17 protein-coding genes are annotated in these 22,301 nt (G+C 72.0%); 8 read left to right on the top strand and 9 right to left on the bottom strand.

Going from position 1 to position 22,301, the window contains the following annotated elements; genetic code table 11:
• Positions 1-6: 6 nt before the first annotated feature.
• From AFR_RS25875 to AFR_RS46235, 3 genes are read left to right on the top strand one after another with little or no spacing between them, the layout of a single operon-like run.
• On the top strand, positions 7-795 hold the full coding sequence (locus AFR_RS25875) for an ABC transporter ATP-binding protein (RefSeq protein ID WP_023364083.1): 789 nt from the start codon (positions 7-9) through the stop codon (positions 793-795).
• Positions 792-3,356 (top strand): ABC transporter permease, encoded by a 2,565-nt coding sequence (locus tag AFR_RS25870; protein ID WP_023364081.1) that lies wholly within the window; start codon positions 792-794, stop codon positions 3,354-3,356. The genes AFR_RS25875 and AFR_RS25870 overlap by 4 nt, the downstream gene beginning before the upstream one ends.
• A gap of 39 nt (positions 3,357-3,395) precedes the next feature.
• Positions 3,396-4,325, top strand: coding sequence for an alpha/beta hydrolase (locus AFR_RS46235; protein WP_023364079.1), 930 nt, complete (start codon positions 3,396-3,398; stop codon positions 4,323-4,325).
• On the opposite strand, the gene AFR_RS25860 is transcribed toward AFR_RS46235, so the two are convergent.
• Positions 4,310-4,609: an antibiotic biosynthesis monooxygenase family protein gene (locus tag AFR_RS25860; RefSeq protein ID WP_193786325.1), complete on the bottom strand. Its 300-nt coding sequence runs from the start codon at positions 4,607-4,609 to the stop codon at positions 4,310-4,312. The two genes, AFR_RS46235 and AFR_RS25860, sit on opposite strands and share 16 nt — an antisense overlap.
• Entirely contained in the window at positions 4,606-4,734 is a 129-nt protein-coding gene (locus AFR_RS48475) for a hypothetical protein (protein WP_274519432.1), read from the bottom strand. Before AFR_RS48475 ends, AFR_RS25860 begins: the two co-directional genes overlap by 4 nt.
• 315 nt (positions 4,735-5,049) lie before the next feature.
• Here AFR_RS48475 and AFR_RS25855 point away from each other — a divergent pair, with 315 nt between their 5' ends.
• Entirely contained in the window at positions 5,050-5,679 is a 630-nt protein-coding gene (locus AFR_RS25855) for a GNAT family N-acetyltransferase (protein WP_023364075.1), read from the top strand.
• A gap of 185 nt (positions 5,680-5,864) precedes the next feature.
• Complete coding sequence (locus AFR_RS25850) at positions 5,865-8,033, top strand: N-acetylmuramoyl-L-alanine amidase (RefSeq protein WP_148308060.1); 2,169 nt, start codon at positions 5,865-5,867, stop codon at positions 8,031-8,033.
• A gap of 42 nt (positions 8,034-8,075) precedes the next feature.
• On the opposite strand, the gene AFR_RS25845 is transcribed toward AFR_RS25850, so the two are convergent.
• Genes AFR_RS25845 through AFR_RS25815 form a run of 7 tightly spaced genes read right to left on the bottom strand, consistent with a single transcriptional unit; the run spans position 8,076 to position 17,219 of the window.
• The gene (locus AFR_RS25845) at positions 8,076-10,067 is read right to left on the bottom strand and encodes a response regulator (RefSeq protein ID WP_023364071.1); all 1,992 of its coding nucleotides are present in this window, start codon (positions 10,065-10,067) and stop codon (positions 8,076-8,078) included.
• On the bottom strand, positions 10,064-11,149 hold the full coding sequence (gene cheB, locus AFR_RS25840) for a chemotaxis-specific protein-glutamate methyltransferase CheB (RefSeq protein ID WP_023364069.1): 1,086 nt from the start codon (positions 11,147-11,149) through the stop codon (positions 10,064-10,066). Before cheB ends, AFR_RS25845 begins: the two co-directional genes overlap by 4 nt.
• On the bottom strand, positions 11,146-13,326 hold the full coding sequence (locus AFR_RS25835; RefSeq protein WP_023364067.1) for a hybrid sensor histidine kinase/response regulator: 2,181 nt from the start codon (positions 13,324-13,326) through the stop codon (positions 11,146-11,148). The genes cheB and AFR_RS25835 overlap by 4 nt, the downstream gene beginning before the upstream one ends.
• A complete protein-coding gene (locus AFR_RS25830) occupies positions 13,326-14,792 on the bottom strand; it encodes a HAMP domain-containing methyl-accepting chemotaxis protein (protein ID WP_023364065.1) in 1,467 nt (488 codons plus the stop codon). Before AFR_RS25830 ends, AFR_RS25835 begins: the two co-directional genes overlap by 1 nt.
• A gap of 5 nt (positions 14,793-14,797) precedes the next feature.
• A complete protein-coding gene (locus tag AFR_RS25825; RefSeq protein WP_041841137.1) occupies positions 14,798-15,337 on the bottom strand; it encodes a chemotaxis protein CheW in 540 nt (179 codons plus the stop codon).
• Positions 15,334-16,731: a CheR family methyltransferase gene (locus tag AFR_RS25820; RefSeq protein WP_023364061.1), complete on the bottom strand. Its 1,398-nt coding sequence runs from the start codon at positions 16,729-16,731 to the stop codon at positions 15,334-15,336. Before AFR_RS25820 ends, AFR_RS25825 begins: the two co-directional genes overlap by 4 nt.
• Positions 16,728-17,219 (bottom strand): chemotaxis protein CheW, encoded by a 492-nt coding sequence (locus AFR_RS25815; protein WP_041841136.1) that lies wholly within the window; start codon positions 17,217-17,219, stop codon positions 16,728-16,730. The genes AFR_RS25820 and AFR_RS25815 overlap by 4 nt, the downstream gene beginning before the upstream one ends.
• 158 nt (positions 17,220-17,377) lie before the next feature.
• On the opposite strand from AFR_RS25815, the gene AFR_RS25810 reads away from it, so the two are divergent.
• Genes AFR_RS25810 through AFR_RS25800 form a run of 3 tightly spaced genes read left to right on the top strand, consistent with a single transcriptional unit; the run spans position 17,378 to position 21,755 of the window.
• Positions 17,378-18,112, top strand: a complete 735-nt coding sequence (locus tag AFR_RS25810) for an ABC transporter ATP-binding protein (protein ID WP_023364057.1) — start codon at positions 17,378-17,380, stop codon at positions 18,110-18,112.
• On the top strand, positions 18,109-20,559 hold the full coding sequence (locus AFR_RS25805; protein WP_041842714.1) for an ABC transporter permease: 2,451 nt from the start codon (positions 18,109-18,111) through the stop codon (positions 20,557-20,559). The genes AFR_RS25810 and AFR_RS25805 overlap by 4 nt, the downstream gene beginning before the upstream one ends.
• Positions 20,556-21,755, top strand: a complete 1,200-nt coding sequence (locus AFR_RS25800; RefSeq protein ID WP_084298133.1) for a sensor histidine kinase — start codon at positions 20,556-20,558, stop codon at positions 21,753-21,755. Before AFR_RS25805 ends, AFR_RS25800 begins: the two co-directional genes overlap by 4 nt.
• The last annotated feature ends 546 nt before the right edge of the window (positions 21,756-22,301 follow it).

Below are 22,301 nucleotides of genomic sequence, written 5' to 3'. Positions count from 1 at the left end.
ACCCTGATGAGAACGCAGTCCCCGGCCGCCGCACCGGCCACCTACCCGGCCGGCCCGGACGACGGCATGACCGCGGTCGCGGCCGTGGACCTGGTCAAGGTGTACGGCAGCGGCGACACCGCGGTCCGCGCCCTGGACGGTGTCACCGTCGGCTTCGCCCGCGCCCAGTTCACCGCGATCATGGGCCCGTCCGGCTCCGGCAAGTCGACGCTCATGCACTGCCTCGCCGGCCTCGACACGGCCACCTCGGGCCGGGCCCTGCTGGGCGGCACCGACCTGACGACCCAGAGCGACAAGGTCCTGACCCGGGTACGCCGGGAGCGGATCGGCTTCGTGTTCCAGTCGTTCAACCTGCTGCCGCAGCTGACCGCGGAGCAGAACATCACCCTGCCGCTGGACCTCGCCGGCAAGCGCGCCGAGACCGGCCTCTTCGCACACCTCACCGACGTGCTCGGCATCAAGGACCGCCTCTCGCACCGGCCGAGTGAGCTCTCCGGCGGCCAGCAGCAGCGGGTCGCGCTGGCCCGTGCGCTGGTGTCACGCCCCGAGGTCGTCTTCGCCGACGAGCCCACGGGCAACCTCGACTCCCGGTCGGGCGCCGAGGTGCTGTCGTTCCTGAGCAGCTCCGTGCGCGACCTCGGCCAGACGATCGTCATGGTCACCCACGACCCCGCCGCCGCCGCGTACGCGGACCGGGTCGTCCTGCTCGCCGACGGCAAGGTGGCCGGCGACCTGGACCGCCCGAGCCACGCGGAGATCGCCGACGCCCTGCAGCGCCTCGGGGCGCGTCGATGAGCGTCCTGCAGACCCAGCTCGCGGGTGTCGCCCGCCGGCCCACCCGGTTGCTGCTGACCGGTCTGGCCATGCTCGTCGCGTCCTTCGTGGTCTACGCGACCGTCCTCGCCCAGCAGATCACCGTCCGGACGATGCTGGACGGTCTCAGCGGCACCCCGGCGTCGGTCGACCTCGTGGTCGGCGGGTTCGCGCCCGGTGAGGTCGGCAACGCGCCCTACGTCACGACCGCGGAACTGGCGAAGATCAAGGCGGTGTCCGGTGTGGCCGCGGCCGAGGGACGGGTCGAGGCCTCCGGCGAGACCGGTGGCCAGTACCTGAGCCTGAGCGCCGACCCGGGCAGTGGCCCGCTGGCGGTCACCCACGTCACCCAGGGCCGGTATCCGAAGGCGCCGGGCGAGATCGCGGTCAGCCCGCGGACCGCCGACCGGATGGGCCTGCCCGTCGGCACCGACATCACCCTCTTCACCTCCTGGGACGACAACGGCAAACCGACCAAGCCGGTGAAGTTCAGCGTCACCGGTCTGGTCGACGCCCGGGACGACTACGGCTTCACCGGGTACGCGCCGCAGAGCACCATCTCGGCCCTCGTCCCCAGCGGTAACCTCAGCCAGATCGACCTGAGCCTGAAGGCGGGGGCCGACGCGGCCGTCGTGCAGTCCGCCGTGGACCGGATCATGCAGAGCGCCCCCGTGCCCGCGGACTACCAGCCGGCCCAGGTCCGTACGGGCCTGGAGGTGCGTACCGCCGAGGCGAACAACGCGGCCTCCGATCTGAACGCGCTGTTCGCCGTCGTCGCGATGTTCGTGGGCATCGCCGTGGTCGCGGCCGGCCTGGTCGCCACCTCGACGTTCCGGATCGTCTTCGCCCAGCGGATGCGCCAGCTGGCGCTGCTGCGGGCCGTCGGCGCCGGCCGCGGCTCGATCACCCGTGCCCTGGCTGCCGAGGGTGCCCTCACCGGTGTGGTCGCCGGTGTGGTCGGCGTGCTGGGTGCGCTGGCCCTCGGGCACGCGCTGCCGCCGATCCTGCGCGGCTTCGACCTGAGTGTCTCGTCGCCCGGCATCCCTGTACTGCCCGCGATCGGCGTGATCCTGCTGTCGGTGTTCATCACCGTGCTGGCCGTCCTGGCCCCGGCGTTCTCGGCCTCGAAGGTCGCCCCGCTCGAGGCGCTGCGCTCGGCGAGCACCACCGGCGGGCGCCGGGACATCGGCAAGGCGCGCTGGGTGTTCGGCCTCCTGCTTGTCCTCGGTGCCGCCGCCTCGGCCGCCTACGTGATCACCAACCTGCCGGGCCGCGATCCCCGCGACTACGACCCCGCACCGATGCTGCTCATGGTGGTCGCCTCGGGTGCGCTCGCGTTCTTCGCCCTGATGGCCCTCGGACCGGTGCTCGTCCGGCCGGTGCTCGCCACCGTGGGCTGGCCGCTGCGCCGCTTCGGTTCCGTCGGGCGGCTCGCCGTCGGCGGTGTCGGTGGTGCACCGCGCCGGGCAGCAGCCGTGTCGGTCGTCGTCGCGCTGGGTGTCACGCTGATCGCCGGTGTGGTCGTCACCGGCGCCTCGGTGCGGATCCTCGCCGACCGGGAGCTCGCCTCGTCGGCGCCTGCCGACTTCGAGCTGACCGCGAACGCCGGCGAACCCATGCCGGCCGCCGTCTACGACCAGGCGAAGGCCAGCCCGGACCTGACACACGTGACGCCGTACCGGCGGCTGGCGGACATCCAGCTGGGCAACGCGGAGGGCAAGGTCGAGGCCACCGACGTGGCGCTGCGGCAGCTGACGACCTCCGACAAGATCGACGTGTCGGCCGGGTCGCTGACCGACATCGGGCCGGGTGCGATCGCCATCTCGGGCTTCACCGCCGAGGTCACCGGGCTGAAGTTCGGCGACACCACCACCATGAAGGCCGGCAAGAAGACGACGCAGGTCCGGGTGGTGGCGACGCTGCCCGACTCGGCACCGCTGAACTCGTACGTGCTGGCCGACCCGAGTGATCTGACCAAGCTGGGGGCGCCCGCGGAATACTCGGGGCTGCTCGCCGATGCTGCCAAGCCGGGGGAGGACGGGCGTACCGCCGGGCAGAAGGTGTTGCAGCAGCTCGTGCAGGGGCGTACCGGCCTGGGGGTCGAGGTCCTCGCCGACCAGCGGGACCAGCTCGACACGATCCTCAACGGTGTCCTGGCGGTGGCCCTGGGCCTCATCGGGCTGACGGTCCTGATCGCGATCGTCGGCGTCGGCACCACGACGGCACTGTCGGTGGTCGAGCGGGTCCGCGAGTCGGGTCTGCTGCGGGCGGTCGGCCTGTCCCGCGGCGGTCTGCGCGCGATGCTCACGGCCGAGTCCAGCCTCTACGGCGTCATCGGCGCGACCATCGGTCTGGTGCTCGGCGTCCCGTACGCCTGGCTCTCGATCAAGGCGCTCGGGGTGAACGCGCCGCTGTCGCTGCCGGTCTGGCAACTGCTCGCGGTCTTCGCGGCGCTGGTGGCCTTCACCGCGCTGGCCGGGGTGCTGCCCGCACGGAAGGCGTCGCGGGTCAGCCCGGTCGCCGCCCTCGCCACCGACGGCTGAGCACGGATCGGGTCACCCCCGGCGGGTAAGTTGCCGGGGGTGACCGATCTTTCTGCTGTCGACCCGCAGCTGCGGGAACCCCTGCCGGTGATCATGGCGGCGAGCCCGCGGCCCCTGACCCTCGAGGTGCTGCCCGTGCGGCGGCAGCTCGGTCGGGATCTGCGTCTCACCGACGAGCAGATGACGCGCGGTGGCCGCATCACGATCGAGAGCCGCGACGGCTACCTGATCGTCCGGCCCGCCGGTGCGACCGGACCGCTGCCCGGTGTCGTCTACCTGCACGGCGGCGGGCTGATGGTCGGCGACGAGCGCAGCGACATGCCCGTTGTCCTCGACTGGGTCGAGCAGGCCGGTGTCGCCGTGGTCTCCGTCGACTACCGGCTCGCGCCGGAGCACGCGTACCCGGCGCAGGTCGAGGATTGCCACGCGGCACTGACCTGGACCGCGGCGCACGCGGACGACCTCGGCCTGGACGGCCGCCTGATCCTGGCGGGGGTGAGCGCCGGCGGCGGACTCGCGGCCGCGACGGCGCTGCTCAACCGTGACCGGGGTGGCCCGGAGCTGACCGGCCTGCTGCTGGTCTGCCCGATGCTCGACGACCGCACCGTCGATCATGAGGTGCGTCCCTACGACACCTGGAGCTCGGTCTCCAACCGCACCGGCTGGACGGCCCTGCTCGGTGACGCCCGCGGCGGCCCGGACGTCCCGCCCTACGCCGCACCGGCCCGCGCCACGGACCTCTCCGGCCTGCCGCCGGCCTTCATCGACGTCGGCACGGCGGACATCTTCCTCGCCGAGGACGTGGCCTTCGCCCAGCGTCTATGGGCCGCGGGGAGCCTCGCCGACCTGCACGTGTGGGCGGGCGGCTACCACGGTTTCGACGCCTCGGTCCCGGACGCGGCGGTGTCCCGCTCGGCCCGTGCGGCCCGGATCGACTGGTTGCGCCGGCTGCTTCAGGTCACCGTGTAATGAGTGACGGTCTCCTCGCGGCCGATCAGGAACCGCTCGTCCTCGGAGTAGAAGACGGCCCGGGAGATGTCGTCACCGGCAAATCCGCGAATGGCCTCCTCCGACTCCCACCAGCTCAACGTCACGACCTCGGTGCGGCCGTCGCCGAGGTCGCGCGTCCACATCTGCGCGTCGAGGTTGCCGGGCGTCTGCCGATATTCGGCCATACCCGTCCGGTTGATGTAGCCCACGTAATCCTCAGCCGTCCCGGTCGCGACCCAGCCGCGCCACATGCGTGCGATCACGCCTCCGAGCCTAGAGCCGTCACCATCCGCAGGACCAGGCTTGCGGCCAGGTCCGGGTCGTCGCCGGTTGCTCCGAGCCCGTCGTACGCCGGGAAGGACGTGACCGCGAGGACCGCGTCCAGCACCGGCTCCGGCTCGCCGGCCGGCAGGGTGGCGGAACTGATCGCGTCGCCGGCCCTCGCGGCGGGCGAGGTTCGCGGCGATCTCCAGGTCGATGGTGGCCAGCCCGGACAGTGGTCGCAACACGTCCCGCTCGGCGTGCCAGAAGTGGCAGGTCCGAGTGACCGCGAAGGCCAGCGCCCGATCGCGGGGCAGTTCCCGCGACGCCGTGAGCAGCTAATCCTCTATACACGGTGTATGACGAGTGGGACATTGATCGAATTCGGTGGGCTGCCGGGTAGTGGCAAGTCGACCCTCGCCCGGCATCTGGGGCTCGCGGCGTGAACGACTGGCCACTCTTCGGGCTGCGGATGCGGTGCCGCGACGTGACGCTCAGACCCGTACGCGAGGTTGATCTGCCTGTGCTGGCCGATCTCCTGCCGCCGGACTACGACCAGGACCCGCGGCTGGAGAGCTTTCCCGGTCTGAGCGTGGCGGCCGATCAGCGCCGGCTGTTCTGTCAGGGCTACTGGCGGGCGCTGGGCACGTGGTCGCCGTCGTCGTGGGTTCTGCACCTGGCCGTGGAGGTGTCGGGCCGGCCGGTCGGCGTGCAGACCCTGGAGGGCGACGACTTCCCGGCGTTGCGCACGGTCGACACGGCGTCGTGGCTGACCCCTTCAGTTCGCGGGCGTGGATTTGGGGTGGCGATGCGGACGGCCGCGCTCGGGTTCGCCTTCTCGACCCTGGAGGCGGTGGCTGCGGTGTCGTCGGCGGTTCCGGAGAACGCGGCGTCGCTGGGGGTGTCGCGACGTCTCGGGTACGAGGACAACGGCGTCGGCCTGGTGTCGGCGCCGGGTGGGCGTGTGGTGGAGCTGCGGCACCTGCGGCTCACTGCTGAGACGTGGCGTTCAGCCCGGCACGAGGTGACGGTGACGGGCTTCGAGGGGTGCCGGCCGTGGTTCGGTCTCTGAGCGGTTCGAGCGGTGGCCGTTCGGGTTGATCGGCTCGGCCGAACGGGGGAACCGCCCCAGGTCGGCGGCGGCCATCGACAAACCTCCACTCCGGACCCGTCGCGCCGGGACCGCGGAGGGACCGGCCAGCCGATAACCTCACGGCCGGTCGGCCGCCGTCGCGGCCACGCAACACGGGGGTACGAGTGAGACAACGGCAGCTCATCGGGGTGGTCGCCGGGTCGGCGGTTGTCGTCGCCGGCGCGGCGGCGGTGGCGCTGAACTGGCCCGCCGGATCCACGCCCGGGGCCCGCGGCACGGAAGCCGTCGCGGACGCCGCAGCACCGGTTGCCGCCGCGCAGCCCGTGTCCGCCACCGAACCACCCCGGATCGACGACGGCGACGGCAAGCCCGTCTCGCCGAGGCTGCACACCGTCGCGATCGCGCCGGCCCGGAAGGTCGACGTGCCGAAACGTGACACGCGGCAGTTCAGCCTGCTCGGCATGACCTGGTCGGACGCCGACCTCGAGGTCGGCGGCACGGTCGAGGTGCGCACGCGCTCGGTCCGGACCGGCCGCTGGACCGGCTGGCAGACCCTGGAGACCGAGGGGACGCAGGGCCCGGACAGCGGGGCCGAGGCGAAGCGTGACCTGCGCGGCGGCACCGAACCGCTGTGGGTCGGCCCGTCCGACGGCGTCGCCGCGCGGGTTGTCGACGCCAAGGGCACCAAGCCGCTGCCGGCCGGTCTGCGCCTCGACCTGGTCGACCCCGGCAAGCCCGCCGGGTCCAGTGGGGGACAAGGCGGCGGGCTGGCGCTCGAGCCGGTTCCCTCGGCGCCGGCGGCTGCACCCGAGGAGGCCGCTGCGGATCCGGTCGTCGAGAAGGTCGCCCTGCCGGCGTACACGAGCCGGGCCGGGTGGAAGGCCGGGCCGGCCAAGGCCGCACCGGCGATGGGCGAAGCGGTCAAGGCGATGTTCGTGCACCACACCGCGGACGGCAGCACGACCTACGACTGCAAGGACTCGGCGGCCTGGGTGCGCGCCATCCAGACCTACCAGGTGGACAGCCAGGGCTGGGACGACATCGGCTACAACTTCCTTGTCGACCGCTGCGGTGCCCTGTTCGAGGGGCGTGGCGGTGGCATCGACAAGCCCGTCGTCGGCGCGCACACCTACGGCTTCAACACGGACACCGCGTCGATCGCCGTGCTGGGCACGTACTCGACCAGCGGTGTCTCGGACGCCGCCCGCAAGGTCATCTCGCAGGTCTCGGCGGCGCGGCTGACCGCGTACGGTTTCGACCCGTCGACGACCGCCGAGCTGACCGAGCGCGCGACCGACGGCAAGTTCCCGTACCTGTCGGTCCAGACGTTCCCGCGGATCTCCGGCCACCGCGACGGCGTAGCCACCGAGTGCCCCGGCAACGGCCTCTACGCCCAGCTCCCGGCGATCCGCGTCGAGGCGTCCGCGCGCATCCTCGCGCTGAAGGCGAGCGCCCCGACCGGCGGTGTGTCGTCCGGCGGCAAGTACTACGTCAAGGGCAAGGCCACCCTGGCCTGGACGACCGCGACCCCGTCGGGCTCGATCGCCAAGTTCGAGCTGCTCGTCGACGGCAAGCTCATCACCACCCTCCCGGCCACCGCCCGCTCCGGCTCCGTCACCGTCCCTTCCGGTACGCACACGGTCCAGGTCCGCGGAACGCACGTCAGCGGCGCCGCGGAGACAACAGCGGCCGCCACGGTGATCTCGGACGTGACCGTGCCCGTGCTCTCGACACCGTGGCTGGGCCTGCGCACCGGCACGGTGAGCACGACGTCCGTCCCGCTGACCGTGAACTTCAAGGCGACCGACAACACCAGGGTCACCTGGATCGGCAGCACGTCCCCGACCAAGGTGACGTTGTCCCCGACGGCCACGACGTGGTCCACGTCGGCCAGGCCGGGCGCCGCGGTCACCTTCGGCGTCTCCGCGAAGGACCTGGTCGGCAACGTCAGCACCAAGTCGGTGGCCCGCGCGACGGCGCTCCTCCCGGAGACGTCGGCGAAGCGCACCGGCAAGTGGACGACGAAGTCGGTGAGCTCGCACCTCAACGGCAAGGCGCTGTACAGCTCCAAGAAGGACACCAAGCTGACCTTCACGTTCACCGGCCGCTCGGCCGCGCTGGTGGTCGGCCGCTTCAAGACGTCCGGCAAGGCGACGGTCTACCTCGACGGCAAGAAGGTGTCGACGATCGACACGAAGGCGAGCAAGACCACGTACCGCCAGGCGATCTGGACCCGGAGCCCGGCCTACGGCAAGCACACGGTCACGATCGTGGTCCTGGCGACCAAGGGCCGACCGGGCGTGACGGTCGACGGGCTGGCCTATATCAAGTAACCGCGGATCCGCTCAGGGCGGCCGGGACCCCCGGCCGCTCTGTCAGCGGCGGGCCGGGGGCAGCGTGAACCAGAAGGTCGCGCCGTTGCCGTCCTCACCCTCGGCGTGGATCTCACCGCCGTGGCGCTCGACGGCCCGGTGCACGGTCGTGAGCCCGATGCCCGTCCCGGGGAAGTCGTCCGCGCTGTGCAGCCGCGCGAACGGCCGGAACAACTCGATCGCCTTCCCGGCGGGGAAACCCGCACCGTTGTCGGAGATCGAGTAGCGGGGGTTCTCCTCCGGTCCGCTCCAGCTGATCTCGATCACGGGCTTCTCGATCTTGCGCGTGAACTTGAACGCGTTGTTGATCAGATTTTCCAGGATGACGCGGACCAGGCCCTCGTCGCCGTCCGCCGTCATGCCCTCGGCCACCGTGAACCTGACGTCCCGGCCGGGATCGCGGGCCTCGACCTCACGGATCACCTGCCACGTGGTGGCCGTCAGGTCGAACCTCTGCCGGCGCAGGTCACCCCGGCTGGCCCGGGCCAGGATCAGCAACGACTCCACCAGGTCGGCCATCCGCTCGGCCGCCGCATGGATGCGCTGCACCCGATGCCGCGCCTGCGAGCTCAGCGGCTCCTCGTCCTCGTCGAGCATCGTCTCGGCGAAGCTGCTGATGATCTGCAACGGCCCCCGCAGGTCGTGAGACACGGACCCGCTGAACGCCTCCAGCTCCCGGTTGCGCCACTCCAGCTCCTCGACCAGCGCCGCCCGGGTCTCGGCCAGCTGCCGGGCCGCGCGTTCGCCGGCCGCGTCGAGCTCGCGGCGCATCAGCTCCTCGCGGATCCGCCGGCTCTCGTCCAGCGACTGCTTGCGGCGGATCTGCCCGCGGACGTGGGCCCGGAGGGTCTCGGGCCCGTCGGCCGACCGCACGTAGTCGTCGGCGCCCGCGGCCAGGCAGTCCAGCAACGCGTCGTCGTGGTCGCCGATCATGATCACGGGGGTGTCGCCGATCTGCGGCACTTCCTTGATCCGCCGGCAGGTCTCCCGGGCGTCGACCCCGGAACTGTCCAGGCTCAGCACGATGCAGTCCACCGGCTGCGCCGCGAGCAGGTCGAGGGCGTCGCTGCCGTTGCCGGTCGCGACCACGTCGTAACCGTCCTCGCGCAGCGCGTCGCCCAGGGCCGACAGCCGCTGCCGGTCGGCCGTCACGGTCAGGACCTTGCCGGGCCCGTGCAGGCTCCCGGTCACCTCGATGGGCAGCTGCGCGGCGCTGGTCCGCAGCACGGCCGCCAGTTTGGCCAGGACCACCGCGAGGTCCTGCTGCTTGCGGACGAACGCGTCGGCGCCCGCCTCCAGCATCTGCACCTCGGTCGCGTAGTCGTCGGCCGCGGTCATCAGCAGGCAGGGAATGTCGCGCAGGGCGGGATCGAGCCGCAGCCGCCGGATCACCGTCGCACCGTCGATCCCCGGCATGATCCCGTCCACGATGACCGCCTGCGGCCTGCGGTCGGCCGCGGTGCGCAGGCCCTCCTCACCGGAATTGGCCGTGATCACCGCGTAGCCCTCGGGCTCGAGCAGCTCCCGCAGCTGCTCCCGGAAGGTCATGCTGTCGTCGATGACCAGCACCGTGGTGCGGTCGTCGGCCCGCGACGGGTCCTCGCCGAGCAGCTGCCGCGCCCGCGCGACGACGTAACCGGCGTCGTAGGGCTTGCCGACGTACTCGTCCGCGCCCGTCCGCAGCCCGTGCAACCGGTCGGCGATCTCGGCCTCACTGGACAGCAGAACCGTCACAGTGCCCTCGCGGCCGGGATGCGCCCGCAGCTCCCGGAGCAGCTCGACACCGTCGGCGTCGGGCAGCAGGACGTCGAGCACCGCCACGTCGAAATGCGCCTCGGCGAACGCCGCACGGGCCTCCGCCCCGGTCGCGCACAGGATCGACACGAAGCCGTCGGCCTCGAAAGCCTCGTGCAGATCCATCCGTACGGTCAGACTGTCGTCCACGATCAGCACGGTGTGCCGGACCATCGGCGTACCGGTGGGGTGCTGTGTCATCGCCGCGCCCTGGCGGCCTGGGAGAGCTCGCCCAGCCGGGCGGCGATCCGGGAGGGCGGCATGATGAACGCCGCCGCGCCGAGCAGTGCCGCCTCGCGGGGCATGCCGTAGACCACGGAGCTCGCCTCGTCCTGGGCGAAGGTGTGGCCGCCGCGCGCCCGCATCTGCAGCAGACCTTCGGCCCCGTCGCGGCCCATTCCCGTCAGCAGGCAACCGGCCGCCGCGGACCCGTACTCCGCCGCGACCGACTCGAACAGCACGTCGACCGACGGCCGGCAGGAGTGCCGCGGCGGTGCGGCGCTCAGCCGCAGGATGCCGTCCCGGACGAGCAGATGCCGGTCCGGGGGCGCCAGCACGACGCGACCTGCGAGGGAACGCAGCGGGGTGCCCTCGGTGCCGTAGCTGACGTTCCGGCCGGTCTGCCCGGCCAGCCAGTCCGAGAACGCGACCGCGAACGGCTCGCTGGCCGCGATGTGCTGCACACACAGCACCGGCGTGGTGAAGGCGACGGGCAGCGCGCGCAACAGATCGGTGAGCGCCCCGGGGCCGCCGGTCGACGCGCCGAGCGCCACGACCTGCACCGTCGGCTCGTCCGCGGGGATCGGCACGGCCCGTGGTGGTGCCTGCGGCACGATCGGCTCGGCTCCGCTGCGACTGCGCCCGTCGAGGCGCGCCCGCGGATGTGTGATCACCCGGATGCGCGACACCAGGCGTACGCACGAGCAGAGCCGGCGGCCCCACCCCGCGTCGGAGTCGTCGCCCCGCGGCTTCTCCAGCACGTCGACGGCCCCCGCGGCCAGGGCGTTGTAGGTGCTGAAGAGCTCCTGCCGGTCCGCCGACGAGACGACCAGGATGGGCGTCGGGAACTCGGCCATGATGTGCTCGGTGGCGACGAGCCCGCTCATCGTCGGCAGCATCATGTCCATCGTGACCACGTCGGGACGCAGCCGCCCGACCAGCTCGACGGCCTGGGCGCCGTCGACCGCCTCACCGACGACCTGCAGCTCGGGGTCGGTGGCCAGCGCCTCCCGCAGGGCGTGCCGCATCGTCGCCGAGTCCTCGACGACCAGGACCCGGATCATGCCGGCACCAGCCGTCGGATGTGGGCGAGCAGCTCCTCCTGGTTGAACTCACCCTTCACCACGTACGCGCTCGCCCCCGCCGCCACACCCCGCTGCCGGTCCTCCGCGCTGGCCCGCGAGCTGACCAGGATCGCGGGCACCGTGGCCAGTTCCGGGTCCGCGCGGGTCTCGGAGACGAAGGTGAACCCGTCGATGCCCGGCATGTCGATGTCCGTGAGATAAAGCCCGTACCGGCGGGACCGGGCCTTCTCGAGCCCTTCCTCACCGGAGGCGGCCAGGTCCACTTCGTACCCGGCGGACTCCAGGATGCTGCGCTCCAGCATGCGTGTGGTGAGCGAGTCGTCGACCACCAGGATGGGAAGCCGTGGCGCGGCCGCGGCCGGCGGCGCACCACCTCCGCCCAGGCGCAACGTCTCCGCCACCAGTCCCTGCGCGTCGAGGACGAGCCGGGGATTGCCGTCGAGATCCATCGACACACCACCGATCACCGGCGCTGCCGGCGCGAGATCGGGCAGCGGACGCACCACCAGCGTGGACGTCCCGGCGAGCCGGTCGACGCCGACCGCCACCTGTTCACCGTCGAGTCCGACGATCACCGCCACGGTCGGGCCGCCGCCTTCCGGCACGGTCGTGCCCGCGTACAGCGCCCGGGCCAGGGGCAGGAACGGAACGGCCTCGCCGTCGTGCGCCATCTTCCCCGTGACGGCCGCGGCGGTCGCCTGCTCCGGCAGCAACCGTACGCAGGTGCGTACGGCATCGAGCGGTACCGTCGCCACGGTGTCGGCGGCCTCGACGATCAGGCCGTGCAGCGATAGCAGTGCGAGCGGCAGCACCAGCTCGATGACGGCACCACGGCCGGCCTCGGTACGCACCGACACGTCCCCGCCGAGCTGATCGGCGACATCCCGGGCCACGTCGAGCCCGATGCCGCGCCCGGCCACCTCGGTCACCGTCGGGGAGGTGCTGATGCCGCCGCGGAGCACCAGCTCCACCAGCGTCTGCTCGTCCGGTGGGGTGCCGCCCGCCATCAGCAGACCTCGGGCCTCGGCGGTACGCCGTACCGCCGCCAGGTCGAACCCGCGGCCGTCGTCGGTGCAGCGGAATCCCACGTACCGGCCGCGCCGCTCGACCTCGACCAGCACCTTGCCCTCGGCGGGTTTCCCCGCGGCGGCCCGCTCCCCGGCGGACTCGATCCCGTGCGCGACGGCGTTGCGGACGACGTGCAGCAGCGCGCTGCTGGCCAGGGTCAGCACCTGCGGATCCATGCGCAGTTCACCGCCCCGGCCCTCGAACCGCACCCGCTTGCCCTGCGCGTCCGCGGCGTCCCGCACCGCGCGGTGCAACGAGGTGAAGATGCTCGACGCGGAGACCAGCCGCAGTCGTTCGGCGCGCCCCCGGACCTCGTCCAGCTCCCGCTCGACCTGCTCGACGGTGTCGGTGACCCGCCGCCCCAGAGCACCGAGATCGGACGCCAGCCGTGCGGCGGCGACCCGCGCCCCCTCGGTCTGCCCGGTCGTCCGGCCCACCCGCAGCTGATCGGCGAGCGACTCCGCCGACCGGATCAGCCGATCGAGGGCGTGCCCGCTCGTCCGTAACGGCGCGAACCGCGCGTGCGCCTCCCCGACGGCATCGAGCAACTCGTCCACGTCGGCGGTTGCTGCGCGGGCCGCCGGTGTCGGCTCGTTGTGCGAGGCCGGGGCGGTCCGCGCCTGCTCGGCGGCTGCGTGGGCGGCTTCCACGGTTCCCGGCTCAGGACCCGTGGTGCCGGCCTGTCCGACCGCCTTCTGCTCTTCCGGCGCAGCTGCCTGTGGGGCCTTCGCACCCGTGCCTACGGTCTCCGGTCCGTCGCCTTCGCTGGTTCTCTCGGGGGACTCGAGCGCGGTGACCTTTGCTTCGATCTCGTCGTTGAGGCGGAGCAGCTCCCGCATCTCGTCCGCCGGGAGCGCCTCGGCGCCCTGACGGTGGGGGACCAGCACTTCCTCGAACGCGTGCGCCCGGTCGGCGATCTCCTTCTGGCGTACGACCCGCGCGGCGCCCTTCAGGGTGTGCGCGAACCGCAGCAGGCGGGCGACCAGCTCCGGCCCGGGTTGCTGGTCCAGGTCGAGGACGCCCGCGCTGATCTGGTCGACCAGCTCGCGCGCCTCGATCCGGAAGTAGCGCAGGGGATCCGGGCTCATCAGCGCCGCCCGGTGCCGACCAGTTCGAGCAGGTCCCCGGAGAGGCTGGACAGGTGCGCGGCGGTCTGTTTGGTCTGCACGGCGCTGGCCTCGGTCTCCCGGGTGACCCGGGCCGTGTCGGAGGCCGCCACGTTGACCTGTTCGACCGCGGTGGTCTGCTGCTTCGTGGACAGTTCGATCTCGCGCGTCGCGTCGTTCGTGGTCGCGACCAGCTGAGCGATGCGCCGGAACGAACTGGTGGCGTCGTCGAACTGCCGCGAGCCCGCATCGACGGACTTCGCTCCGATTTCCGTGGCCATGACGGTCGTGTTGACGGCGCCCCGGACGTCGTCGATCAGCGTGCGGATCTCCTTGGCGGAGCCCGCCGTCCGGTCCGCCAGCTTGCGGATCTCCTCGGCGACGACCGCGAACCGCCGCCCCCACTCGCCGGCGCCGCTGGCCTCGATCGTCGCGTTGATCGCGAGGATGTTGGTCTGCTCGGCCAGCTCCGACACCAGATCGACGACACCGCCGATCTGCTGGGACTTCTCGCCCAGGGCCAGCATGTGCTGCACGATCTGGTCCACCTGGTTGCGGATGGCCGCGATCGACGTACGCGTCTGGTCGATCGTGGAGTCGCCGCTCAGGGCCGCGTCCGCCGTGTCCTCGGCGATCTTCGAGACCCGCTGGGCGTTCTCGGCGATCTGGCGGGAGGTGATCAGCAGTTCGCTGATCGTCGTGGTGATCTCGCTCATGGCGCTGGCCTGGTCACGGCCGCCGGAGGCCTGCTGCGCGGCCGCGGCCTCGAGCTCGGCCGAGGAGCTCTGGATGTGCCCGACGGCGGCACCGACCTCACGGCGCAGATCCCGGTTGAGCCGCCAGGCGATGACACCACCGCAGGCCATGGCCAACAGACCGAGTCCGACGATGAGCACGATGGCCTGGGTCGCCCGGGCCGACGAGTCCTTCCGCGCCGTCTCGACGTCGGTGCGTACCCGATTGGTCAGGGCGGCGATCGAGTCCTGCAGGGCCTTGCGGGCCGGCGCGACCTCGGTCGCGTTGAGCTGACTGATGTTCGTGAGGTTGTCGATCGTCTTGCGGCGCTCGATCACCGGCTGGAGCACGGCGGCGTGCTTCGCCTCCGCCTCGGACACGGCACTGAGCAGGGCCAGGGCCGTCGGATCGGTGAGCGTGCCGCGCAGCTGGCCGACCAGGTCGAGGAATTCCTCACGGTCGGCGTTCGTCAGGTCCAGGTACTCCTGGTTGCCGTTGAGCAGGTAACCGCGGTAGTCACTGATCCGGCTCTCCGCCTTGGTGGTCAGGTGCTCGGCGCTGACCAGGTCGTCCACCGCGACCTTGATCGCGTCGTCCTTCGCGTCGACGACGATCGACAGCGCAGCCACCGAGGACGCGCCCATGATCAGGGTCAGGGCCACCGTGAGCCCGAAACCGAACGCGAGCTTGTTGCCGAACGTGCGTTTGGCCATGGCGGTCACCGCTCCTCGGTGTTGTGCGTGGTGTGTCCGGTCAGCTGGTGCACGACCGCGCGGGCCGAAGGCAGGTCCACGATCGGGCGGGTGCCGCCCGGCAGGGGAACCATGCCGCGCAGCACGTCGCGGCCGCTGTGCCCGTCGGTCTCGCCGACGATCGTCGAGGTCGGCACCCGGACGTGACCGTCGAGGTCGTGAAAGGCGAGGGCCAGGGGCGGGGTGCCGGCTGCCAGCACGAGCCAGCGCGGCCGCTCCGGTACGGGATGTCCCAGCAGAGCCGCGAGGTCGTAGACCGGCACGATGGCGCCGCTGAATCCCGCGACTCCGAGCAGCGCCGGCTGAGGTCCTGGCAACGGTGTTACGGGCCGGTCCGAGTGCACACCCGAGGCCTGCGAGAGCCGCAGGGCGTAGGCGCGGCCACCGGCGAGGATGGCGAGCAGCTCGGCGTACTCGACGTCGTGCTGGCGCGCCGGCTCGGTGAACGAGCGGTCGAAGTCGCCGCGCAGCTCCCGCAGGCGGTCGGTCACGTCGTTCGGGCTCATCGGCGGGCCCCGCAGGCGTCGAGCTCCGTACGGCAGAGCGTGGTCAGGGCGATCCGGCCGAAGCCACCGCCGAACAGGGCGATCCGGTCGTCGCGTTCCTGCCTGAGCAGAGTCAGCGCGCGGTCCAGCTCGGTGGCGGCGGTGCGGTTCTCACCGCGGCGGCGGGCGAGCAGCCCGAGCCGCATGCGGGGCATCGCGAACTCCGGGTCCAGGTGAGCGGCCAGACGGTACTGCGCGATCGCCGCGTCGGTGCCGGCGCCGTCCTCGAGGCAGACGGCGAGCTGGTGGTGGGCGTCCGCGTACAGGCCGTCGAGGTCGAGGAGCCGGCGGCAGAGCCTCTCGCCCTCGTCGATGCGCCCGGTGTGCGCCAGCAGAACGCTGTGCAGCAGCAGATCGCGGGGTGCGGGACGGTCCTGCGGTGAGGCCTCGATCAGCTTCAGCGCCTCACCGAACCGCTCGTCGTGCAGCAGCCGCAGCGCCCGCTCGTAGGCGTCCGACTCGATCGGTTCCTGCGGCGCCGGCCTCGTCCTGGTGGGCGTCACGACCAGCGGCTCCTCGAAACGCAGAGCGTCCGGAACGGTCCGCCGGCGGTAGTAGAACGTCTGATGGGTGTGCTGCGGCTCGAGCCCCTCGGGCCGGCTGCCGAGTGAGTCGGTGTGCCCGAGGAACAGGTAGCCACCCGGCGACAGCGATCTGGTCATCCGCTCGATGAGCTGGTCCCGGACCGGCTGCGTCAGATACATCAGCAGGTTGCGGCAGAACACGACGTCGTACTGGTCCGGCCGCCAGAGGTTGTCGTCCGGTGTCGCCACGTTGTACTGCCGGAACTGCACCGTCGCCCGGATCGCGGCGTCCAGCTCGTAGTAGCCGTCGTGCGGGTGGAACCAGCGCTGGCGTACGTCGTCCGGGGTCTCCCGCAGCGACCAGGACGAATAGCGGGCGGCCGTCGCGCGGCGCAGCACCGCCGGGCTGGCGTCGAGACCCAGCACGGAGACGATCCAGTCGCGATCGGGCTGTGACTCCCGCGCGACGATGGCCAGGGTGTAGGCCTCCTCGCCGGAGGAACACCCGACCGAGAGCATCCGCAGGACCCGCTGGGCCGACCGCGCCTGGAGGCGTTCGGGCAGGGCGACGTCGGCCAGCGCGCGGAACTGCTCCCCGTGCCGGTAGAAGTACGTCTCGTTGATGGTCAGGTCCTCGGCGAGCTTGGTCAGCTCGGCGTCCCAGCCCGGGGCGCCCAACCTGCTCAGGTACGCCGTCCGGCTCAGCCGGTGCGATCCGGAGCGCTTGGCCAGGACGTCGTCGAGCTGCGAGACGTCGTTGTCGTCGAAGGTCCAGCCGAGCTTCGCGGCGAGCAACGTCCGGAACCTCGTCACCTCGGGGGTGGCCGTCATGACGGCACCGTCAGAGCGGCGGCGGCGGCCCACACCTCGTCCGGTACGAGCCGCATGCTCTGCAGCAGCAGGACCGGCTCGGCGTCGATCGTGCCGACGGCGGCGACCAGACGGGCCGGGGCATCACCCAGGAGGGCCTCGTGCCGGTGCGCGGAGTCGGCGCTGACCGGCCGGACCCCGTGGATCGCCCCGGTCGCGAAGGCCACCGGACCGTGTTCGGTCCGTACCGCGATGAACCGCTCGACGTCGGCCCCGGCGCCGCCGAGGAGCCGGGCCACGTCGATCACCAGGGTCGGGATGCCCCGCATGATGCAGATACCGGTGACGAACGCGGGCGTACCGGCCAGGGGATGGGTAACCAGCGGCCGCATGGTCTCGACCACCTCACCGAGGCGCAGTGCGCAGAGCAGGGTGCCGGCCCGGAAAACCAGCGAGCTGTCACCGGTGGGTGCTCCCACCGGTGGCGCCATTTGTCCGGGCTGCACCATTCGCTCAGGCTAGCGGGCATTTCGACCCAATTAGCGAGAATGTTTCAGTCCGGCCTGCCGTCCTCCTTGAGTAGTACGCGCGGACGGTACTTGACGACGACGCGGGCGGCCCCCGGCCGCTCCTAGATTGCCTCCGACCACAGAAACAGGAGGCCGAAATGACGACCACCCACGCGGTGCGGGCGGACGACCTTGTCAAGATCTACGGCGAGGGTGACACGGCGGTGACCGCCGTCGACCGGGTGAGCGTGACGTTCCCCGCCGGCGAGTTCACCGCCATCGTCGGACCCTCCGGCTCCGGCAAGTCCACCCTGATGCACCTGCTGGCCGGGCTCGACACGGCCAGTTCGGGCTCGATCCGCATCGGCGGCACCGAGCTGGCCGGCCTGAAGGACCGCGAGCTGACGACGCTCCGCCGTGACCGCATCGGATTCATCTTCCAGGCTTTCAACCTGCTGCCGACCCTGACGGCGGAGCAGAACATCGTGCTGCCCACCGAGCTCGCCGGCCGGCGGCCCGACCGCGAGCGGCTGGCCCAGGTGGTGGCCGATCTCGGCCTGAGCGACCGCCTGGGGCACTACCCGGCCCAGCTCTCGGGCGGTCAGCAGCAACGGGTGGCCTGCGCCCGCGCGCTCATGAGCCGTCCCCATGTCGTCTTCGCCGACGAGCCGACCGGCAGCCTGGACACCCGTACCGGCGCCGGGGTGCTCTCGCTGCTCCGGCGCAGCGTCCGCGAGTGGGGTCAGACCATCGTCATGGTCACCCACGATCCCGTCGCGGCGGGTTATGCCGACCGGGTGGTGGTGCTCGCCGACGGCCGGATCGCGGACGACTTCCGGGCACCCACTCCCGATGGTGTCGCCGACCGGCTCCAGTGGCTGGCGACCCGATGAGGGGGATCGGACTGCGGCCCCGTCGCCTGGTGCCGACCGCGCTGGCCGTCGTGCTGGCGGTCGGTTTTGTCGCCGGGACCATGATCTTCAGCGACAGCGCCGAGGAGGCGCTGGTCGGCCAGTACGCACGCTCAGCCCGGAATGTCGACGTGGCGGTCACAGCGGGCGCCGGGTCGCACCTCGGCGCATCCACATTGGAGGAGGTCCGTCGCGCTGACGGCGTCGCGGCTGCCGCCGGGCGCATGCGCGAGCGGCTGCCGTTGCTCGACCGTCAGGGTCGTCTCGTCACGGCCTTCGGCGAGACCGGCTACGGCGTCGACGCCGGTGACCGGCCGGAGCTCCGCGCGTTCGAGCTGGTCGACGGCGTGGTGCCCACCACCGGCGATGAGATGGCCATCGACTCGGCAACGGCGACGGCGACCGGCTATCGCATCGGCGACACCGCCCTGGTCCTCGACACCCGGGAGCGCCGCCGTCCTCTGCGGGTCGTGGGCGTGGTCGCCGTGAGCGGTGGCGTGTCCACCACGGTGCTGACCAGGGGTGAGCTGACCCGGCTGACGGGTTCCACCGGCTTTCGCGAGATCGTGGCGACACTGCGGCCGGGCGCCGATCCGGCAACCGTGCGCGACGCGCTGCCGGCGCCCGCCGGGGCCAGGGTCCGCACCGGCGATCAGCTGCGACACGACCTGGCAGAGCAAGCCTTCGCCCAGCTCAGTGGGCTGAGCATCGGACTGGCGCTGTTCGCCGCGGTCGCTGTGCTGGTGGCCGGATTTGTCATCGCGAACACGTTCACCATCCTGGTGGCGCAACGGCAGCGCGAGATCGCACTCCTGCGGTGTGTCGGCGCGGGACGCGGGCACATCTTCCGCTCCGTGCTCACCGAGTCGGCCCTCGTCGGCGTGGCCGGCGCCCTCGCCGGCCTCGCGGTGGGCGGCGGGGTCGGCTGGGGGCTGATGAAGGGTTCGGCATCACTCGGCACCGACATCCCGGCCGGCGGCCTGGTCCTGACACCGTGGCCGATCGTGGCGTCCCTGCTGGTGGGCGTTCTCGGGACAGTGGTCTCCGCGGCTGTTCCGGCGTTCCGCGCGACCCGGGTGCCGCCGATCGCCGCCCTGCGCCTGGTGGTGCCCGTGAGTGGACGCCGCAGCCGGCGGGTGCAGGTGCTGGTCGCGGTTCTGATCTGCGTCGCAGGCACCCTGACCACGGTCGCCGGCCTGCGGACGGATCAGCCCGAGCCCGCGATGCTCCTGGTCGTGGCGGGTGGCATCGGCAACTTCCTGGCCCTGCTGCTGATCTCCCCGCTGGTGATCGGGCGTCTCGTGGCCGCCCTGGGCTGGCTGCCCGGCAGGCTCCTCGGGGTGCCCGCACGCCTCGCCGTCGCCAACGCCCGTCGTAACCCGGGACGCACCGCGGCAACCACGGCGGCGCTGCTCGTCGGCGTCGCGCTGATGGCCGGTGGCAGCACCATCGCCGCGACCGTCGACCGGACCGCGGAGGTTCAGCTCGACGAGGCCTATCCGGTCGACTACCTGCTGACCGGGGCCGGTGGACGGAAGGGTGTTCCGGCGGCAGTCGGGGCAGGACTCCGCCGGGACCCGTCCTTCGATCTTGTCGCCGCGGTCAGGCAGACCGAGGGCAAGCTCTCCGGCCGCAAGATCACCGTGGGAAGTCTGGACCCGGGGGCGATCGGGTCGGCGTACCGGCCGGTGGTGACGAGCGGGCGGCTCGCGGACTTCGGTCCGGGCACCGCGCTCGTGGCAGCCGGTCGCGGCACGGTCGGCAAACGGTTGTCGGTGACCGCGGACGGACGCACCGCCACCGTGGAGGTCGCCGCAGTGGTGCAGGCCTCTCCGCTGGTGGGGGACGTGGTGCTCTGGCCGGGCGACTTCACCACACTCGGTCCGGCCGCCCGGGACGACTCACTGGTCATGGTCCGGACGGCACCCGGTGTGAGCCCCTCGGACGGCCGGGCCAGGCTCGACTCCGCCCTGCAGGCCCACCCGCTGGTCCAGGTCGACGACCTGGCGAGCGTCCGCGCCGAGCGTGGCGACGCGATCCGGCAGATCGTCGGGATCATCGCGGTCCTCCTGGGCTTCGCCCTGGTCATCGCCCTGGTCGGCATCACGAACACCCTGTCGCTCTCGGTCCTCGAACGCACCCGTGAATCGGCGCTGGTCCGGGCGCTGGGTCTCACCCGCGCCCAGCTCAGCGCGACGCTGATGCTCGAAGCGCTGCTGATGGCGGCCGCAGGAGCCCTGGCCGGAGTGCTCTTCGGGGTGCTCTACGGCTGGCTGACAGCCGAAGCGGCCTTCGGCGCGACAAGCGCCCTCCTGGCCGTCCCGGCCGGACAGCTCGCGGCATTCGTAGGCATCGCCGCACTCGCCGGCGCGGCAGCAGCCGTGCTGCCGTCCCGACGGGCAGGACGGGCCTCGGTCGTGGGCGCATGAAGCCTTCTATCGTGGTGTTCGTGCGGCGCCTCGGCAAGGACATTCGCCCCTGGCTCTTCGACGGAGCGGTGGCGGCGCTGGTCGCGGTCCTGGTGTCGATCGAGCACGGGCTGCCCTGGCCCATCAAGACCTGCGGCTACCTCATGGCGCTCGTCCTGATCTGGCGCCGGCAATTCCCGCTGGCCGTGCTGACGGCAGTTTTTGTGCTCGCTCCGGCGCACCTGCTGTTCAACAGCTACGTCCGCCTGTTCGACCTGGCGGTCCTGATCGCCATGTACTCGGTCGTCCTCTACCACGCCCAGCTCAGATGGGGCGTGACAGCCGGCGCCGGCGCGGGCGGGGCAGTGCTCGTCGCCGCCTTCGTCGAAAACGCCCGCTCGGGCAACTTCTGGGTAGTCCTCTGGGTCGTCGGCGCGGTGACGGTCGCAACCTGGGTCACGGCCTACGGCGTCCGCACGCGAAAGCTCTACGTGGAAAGCCTCGAGGAACGCACCGCCACCCTGGAAAGAGAACGCGACCACCTGTCACTGCTCGCCGTCGCCGAGGAACGCGCCGCCATCGCCCGCGAGGTGCACGACGTCGTGGCCCACAGCCTCAGCGTGATGATCGTCCAAGCCGACGCGGCGAGCTACACCCTGCAGGGCCCACAACAACCGGCCCGCGACGCGCTGGCGACGATCGCAGCCACCGGCCGCGAAGCCCTGGAGGACATGGGCCGCGTGGTCAAGCTTCTCCGCGGGCCGGCCCCAGTGCAGGCTGCGCCACCCACGCCGAACGGGCCCGAAAGCCTCAGCCGCCGCCGGGTCGGTCTGGCGGAGGTGGACAGCCTCGTCGAACGCTCAGGCCTCCAGGTCACCCGAGAAACCATCGGGTCCGGCGACGGCCTGACCGCCGCCCAGGAGCTGACCACCTACCGGGTCGTACAGGAGTCACTCACCAACGCCCTCCGCCACGCGGGCGCTGACGCCGCCGTGCGGCTGAGACTGCACTTCAGCCCGTGTGCGGTCACGGTCGAGGTCGACGACGACGGCGGTGGCGGGTCGACGCCGGCAGCTTCCCGCTCGTCCGGCCACGGTCTTCTCGGCATGCGCGAACGAGTCGCCATGCACGGCGGCGCTCTGGTCGCCGGGCCGCGCCCCGGCGGTGGCTGGCAGGTGACTGCAACGATTCCCCGCAGCCCGGGCGGCTCCCCATGACCCAGGTCGTTCGGCGCCAAGGGCCTGCGCCCGACCAGCTGAAGGACGGTCGGCCTGCCTCTCGGCGGGCCTGGACCCGCGGCGACCACCGCGACCGTGCGCCGACCGCGCGCCGGCCGGCGGTCCGACCTGCTCGGTCGCGGTGGGGTCAGGTCCGGACGGTTGTTCCGGTGGTCTGGCCCGGTGGGTCGCGGTGGGCTGCGGCCGGTTGTGGTGCAGCCAGGTCCGGGCCGGTGATTCAGTGGTCTGGCGTGGTCGGTTGTGGGGCGCCGACGTTGTTGCGGCTGAGCCGGCGCGGTCGGGCCTTGGCGAGATCTGTTGGCCCGACATCCTTGAAGTTGGGTCTACGCGGACCTGGCAATGCCGGCGGAGCTGCGTCGGACCCTCCCGCGGTGGGCTGGCGCTCGGTTGTGTGGTCAGCGCTGGACGAGTGCTTCGGCGGTCCGGCCGGGTCAGTTGCGGTGGGTGGCGAATTGGTGTGCGGTCACGGCCGGACACCCGCACGACCGGGCCGAGCCACTCCGGCCCGACCTCGGCCGGCGGGGG

The sequence above is a fragment of the Amorphoplanes friuliensis DSM 7358 genome (genome assembly GCF_000494755.1).
GTDB lineage: Bacteria > Actinomycetota > Actinomycetes > Mycobacteriales > Micromonosporaceae > Actinoplanes > Actinoplanes friuliensis.
This window is presented reverse-complemented; position numbering and strand designations above follow the sequence as displayed.

Coding starts and splice junctions, on each gene's coding strand:
- AFR_RS25820 (WP_023364061.1), bottom strand. CDS start 16,731: ATGACGGCCACCCCCGAGGTGACGAGGTTCCGGACGTTGCTCGCCGCG.
- AFR_RS25835 (WP_023364067.1), bottom strand. CDS start 13,326: ATGAGCCCGGATCCCCTGCGCTACTTCCGGATCGAGGCGCGCGAGCTG.
- AFR_RS25875 (WP_023364083.1), top strand. CDS start 7: ATGAGAACGCAGTCCCCGGCCGCCGCACCGGCCACCTACCCGGCCGGC.
- AFR_RS25825 (WP_041841137.1), bottom strand. CDS start 15,337: ATGAGCCCGAACGACGTGACCGACCGCCTGCGGGAGCTGCGCGGCGAC.
- cheB (WP_023364069.1), bottom strand. CDS start 11,149: ATGATCCGGGTCCTGGTCGTCGAGGACTCGGCGACGATGCGGCACGCC.
- AFR_RS25815 (WP_041841136.1), bottom strand. CDS start 17,219: ATGGTGCAGCCCGGACAAATGGCGCCACCGGTGGGAGCACCCACCGGT.
- AFR_RS25845 (WP_023364071.1), bottom strand. CDS start 10,067: ATGACACAGCACCCCACCGGTACGCCGATGGTCCGGCACACCGTGCTG.
- AFR_RS25805 (WP_041842714.1), top strand. CDS start 18,109: ATGAGGGGGATCGGACTGCGGCCCCGTCGCCTGGTGCCGACCGCGCTG.
- AFR_RS25830 (WP_023364065.1), bottom strand. CDS start 14,792: ATGGCCAAACGCACGTTCGGCAACAAGCTCGCGTTCGGTTTCGGGCTC.
- AFR_RS25800 (WP_084298133.1), top strand. CDS start 20,556: ATGAAGCCTTCTATCGTGGTGTTCGTGCGGCGCCTCGGCAAGGACATT.
- AFR_RS25870 (WP_023364081.1), top strand. CDS start 792: ATGAGCGTCCTGCAGACCCAGCTCGCGGGTGTCGCCCGCCGGCCCACC.
- AFR_RS25810 (WP_023364057.1), top strand. CDS start 17,378: ATGACGACCACCCACGCGGTGCGGGCGGACGACCTTGTCAAGATCTAC.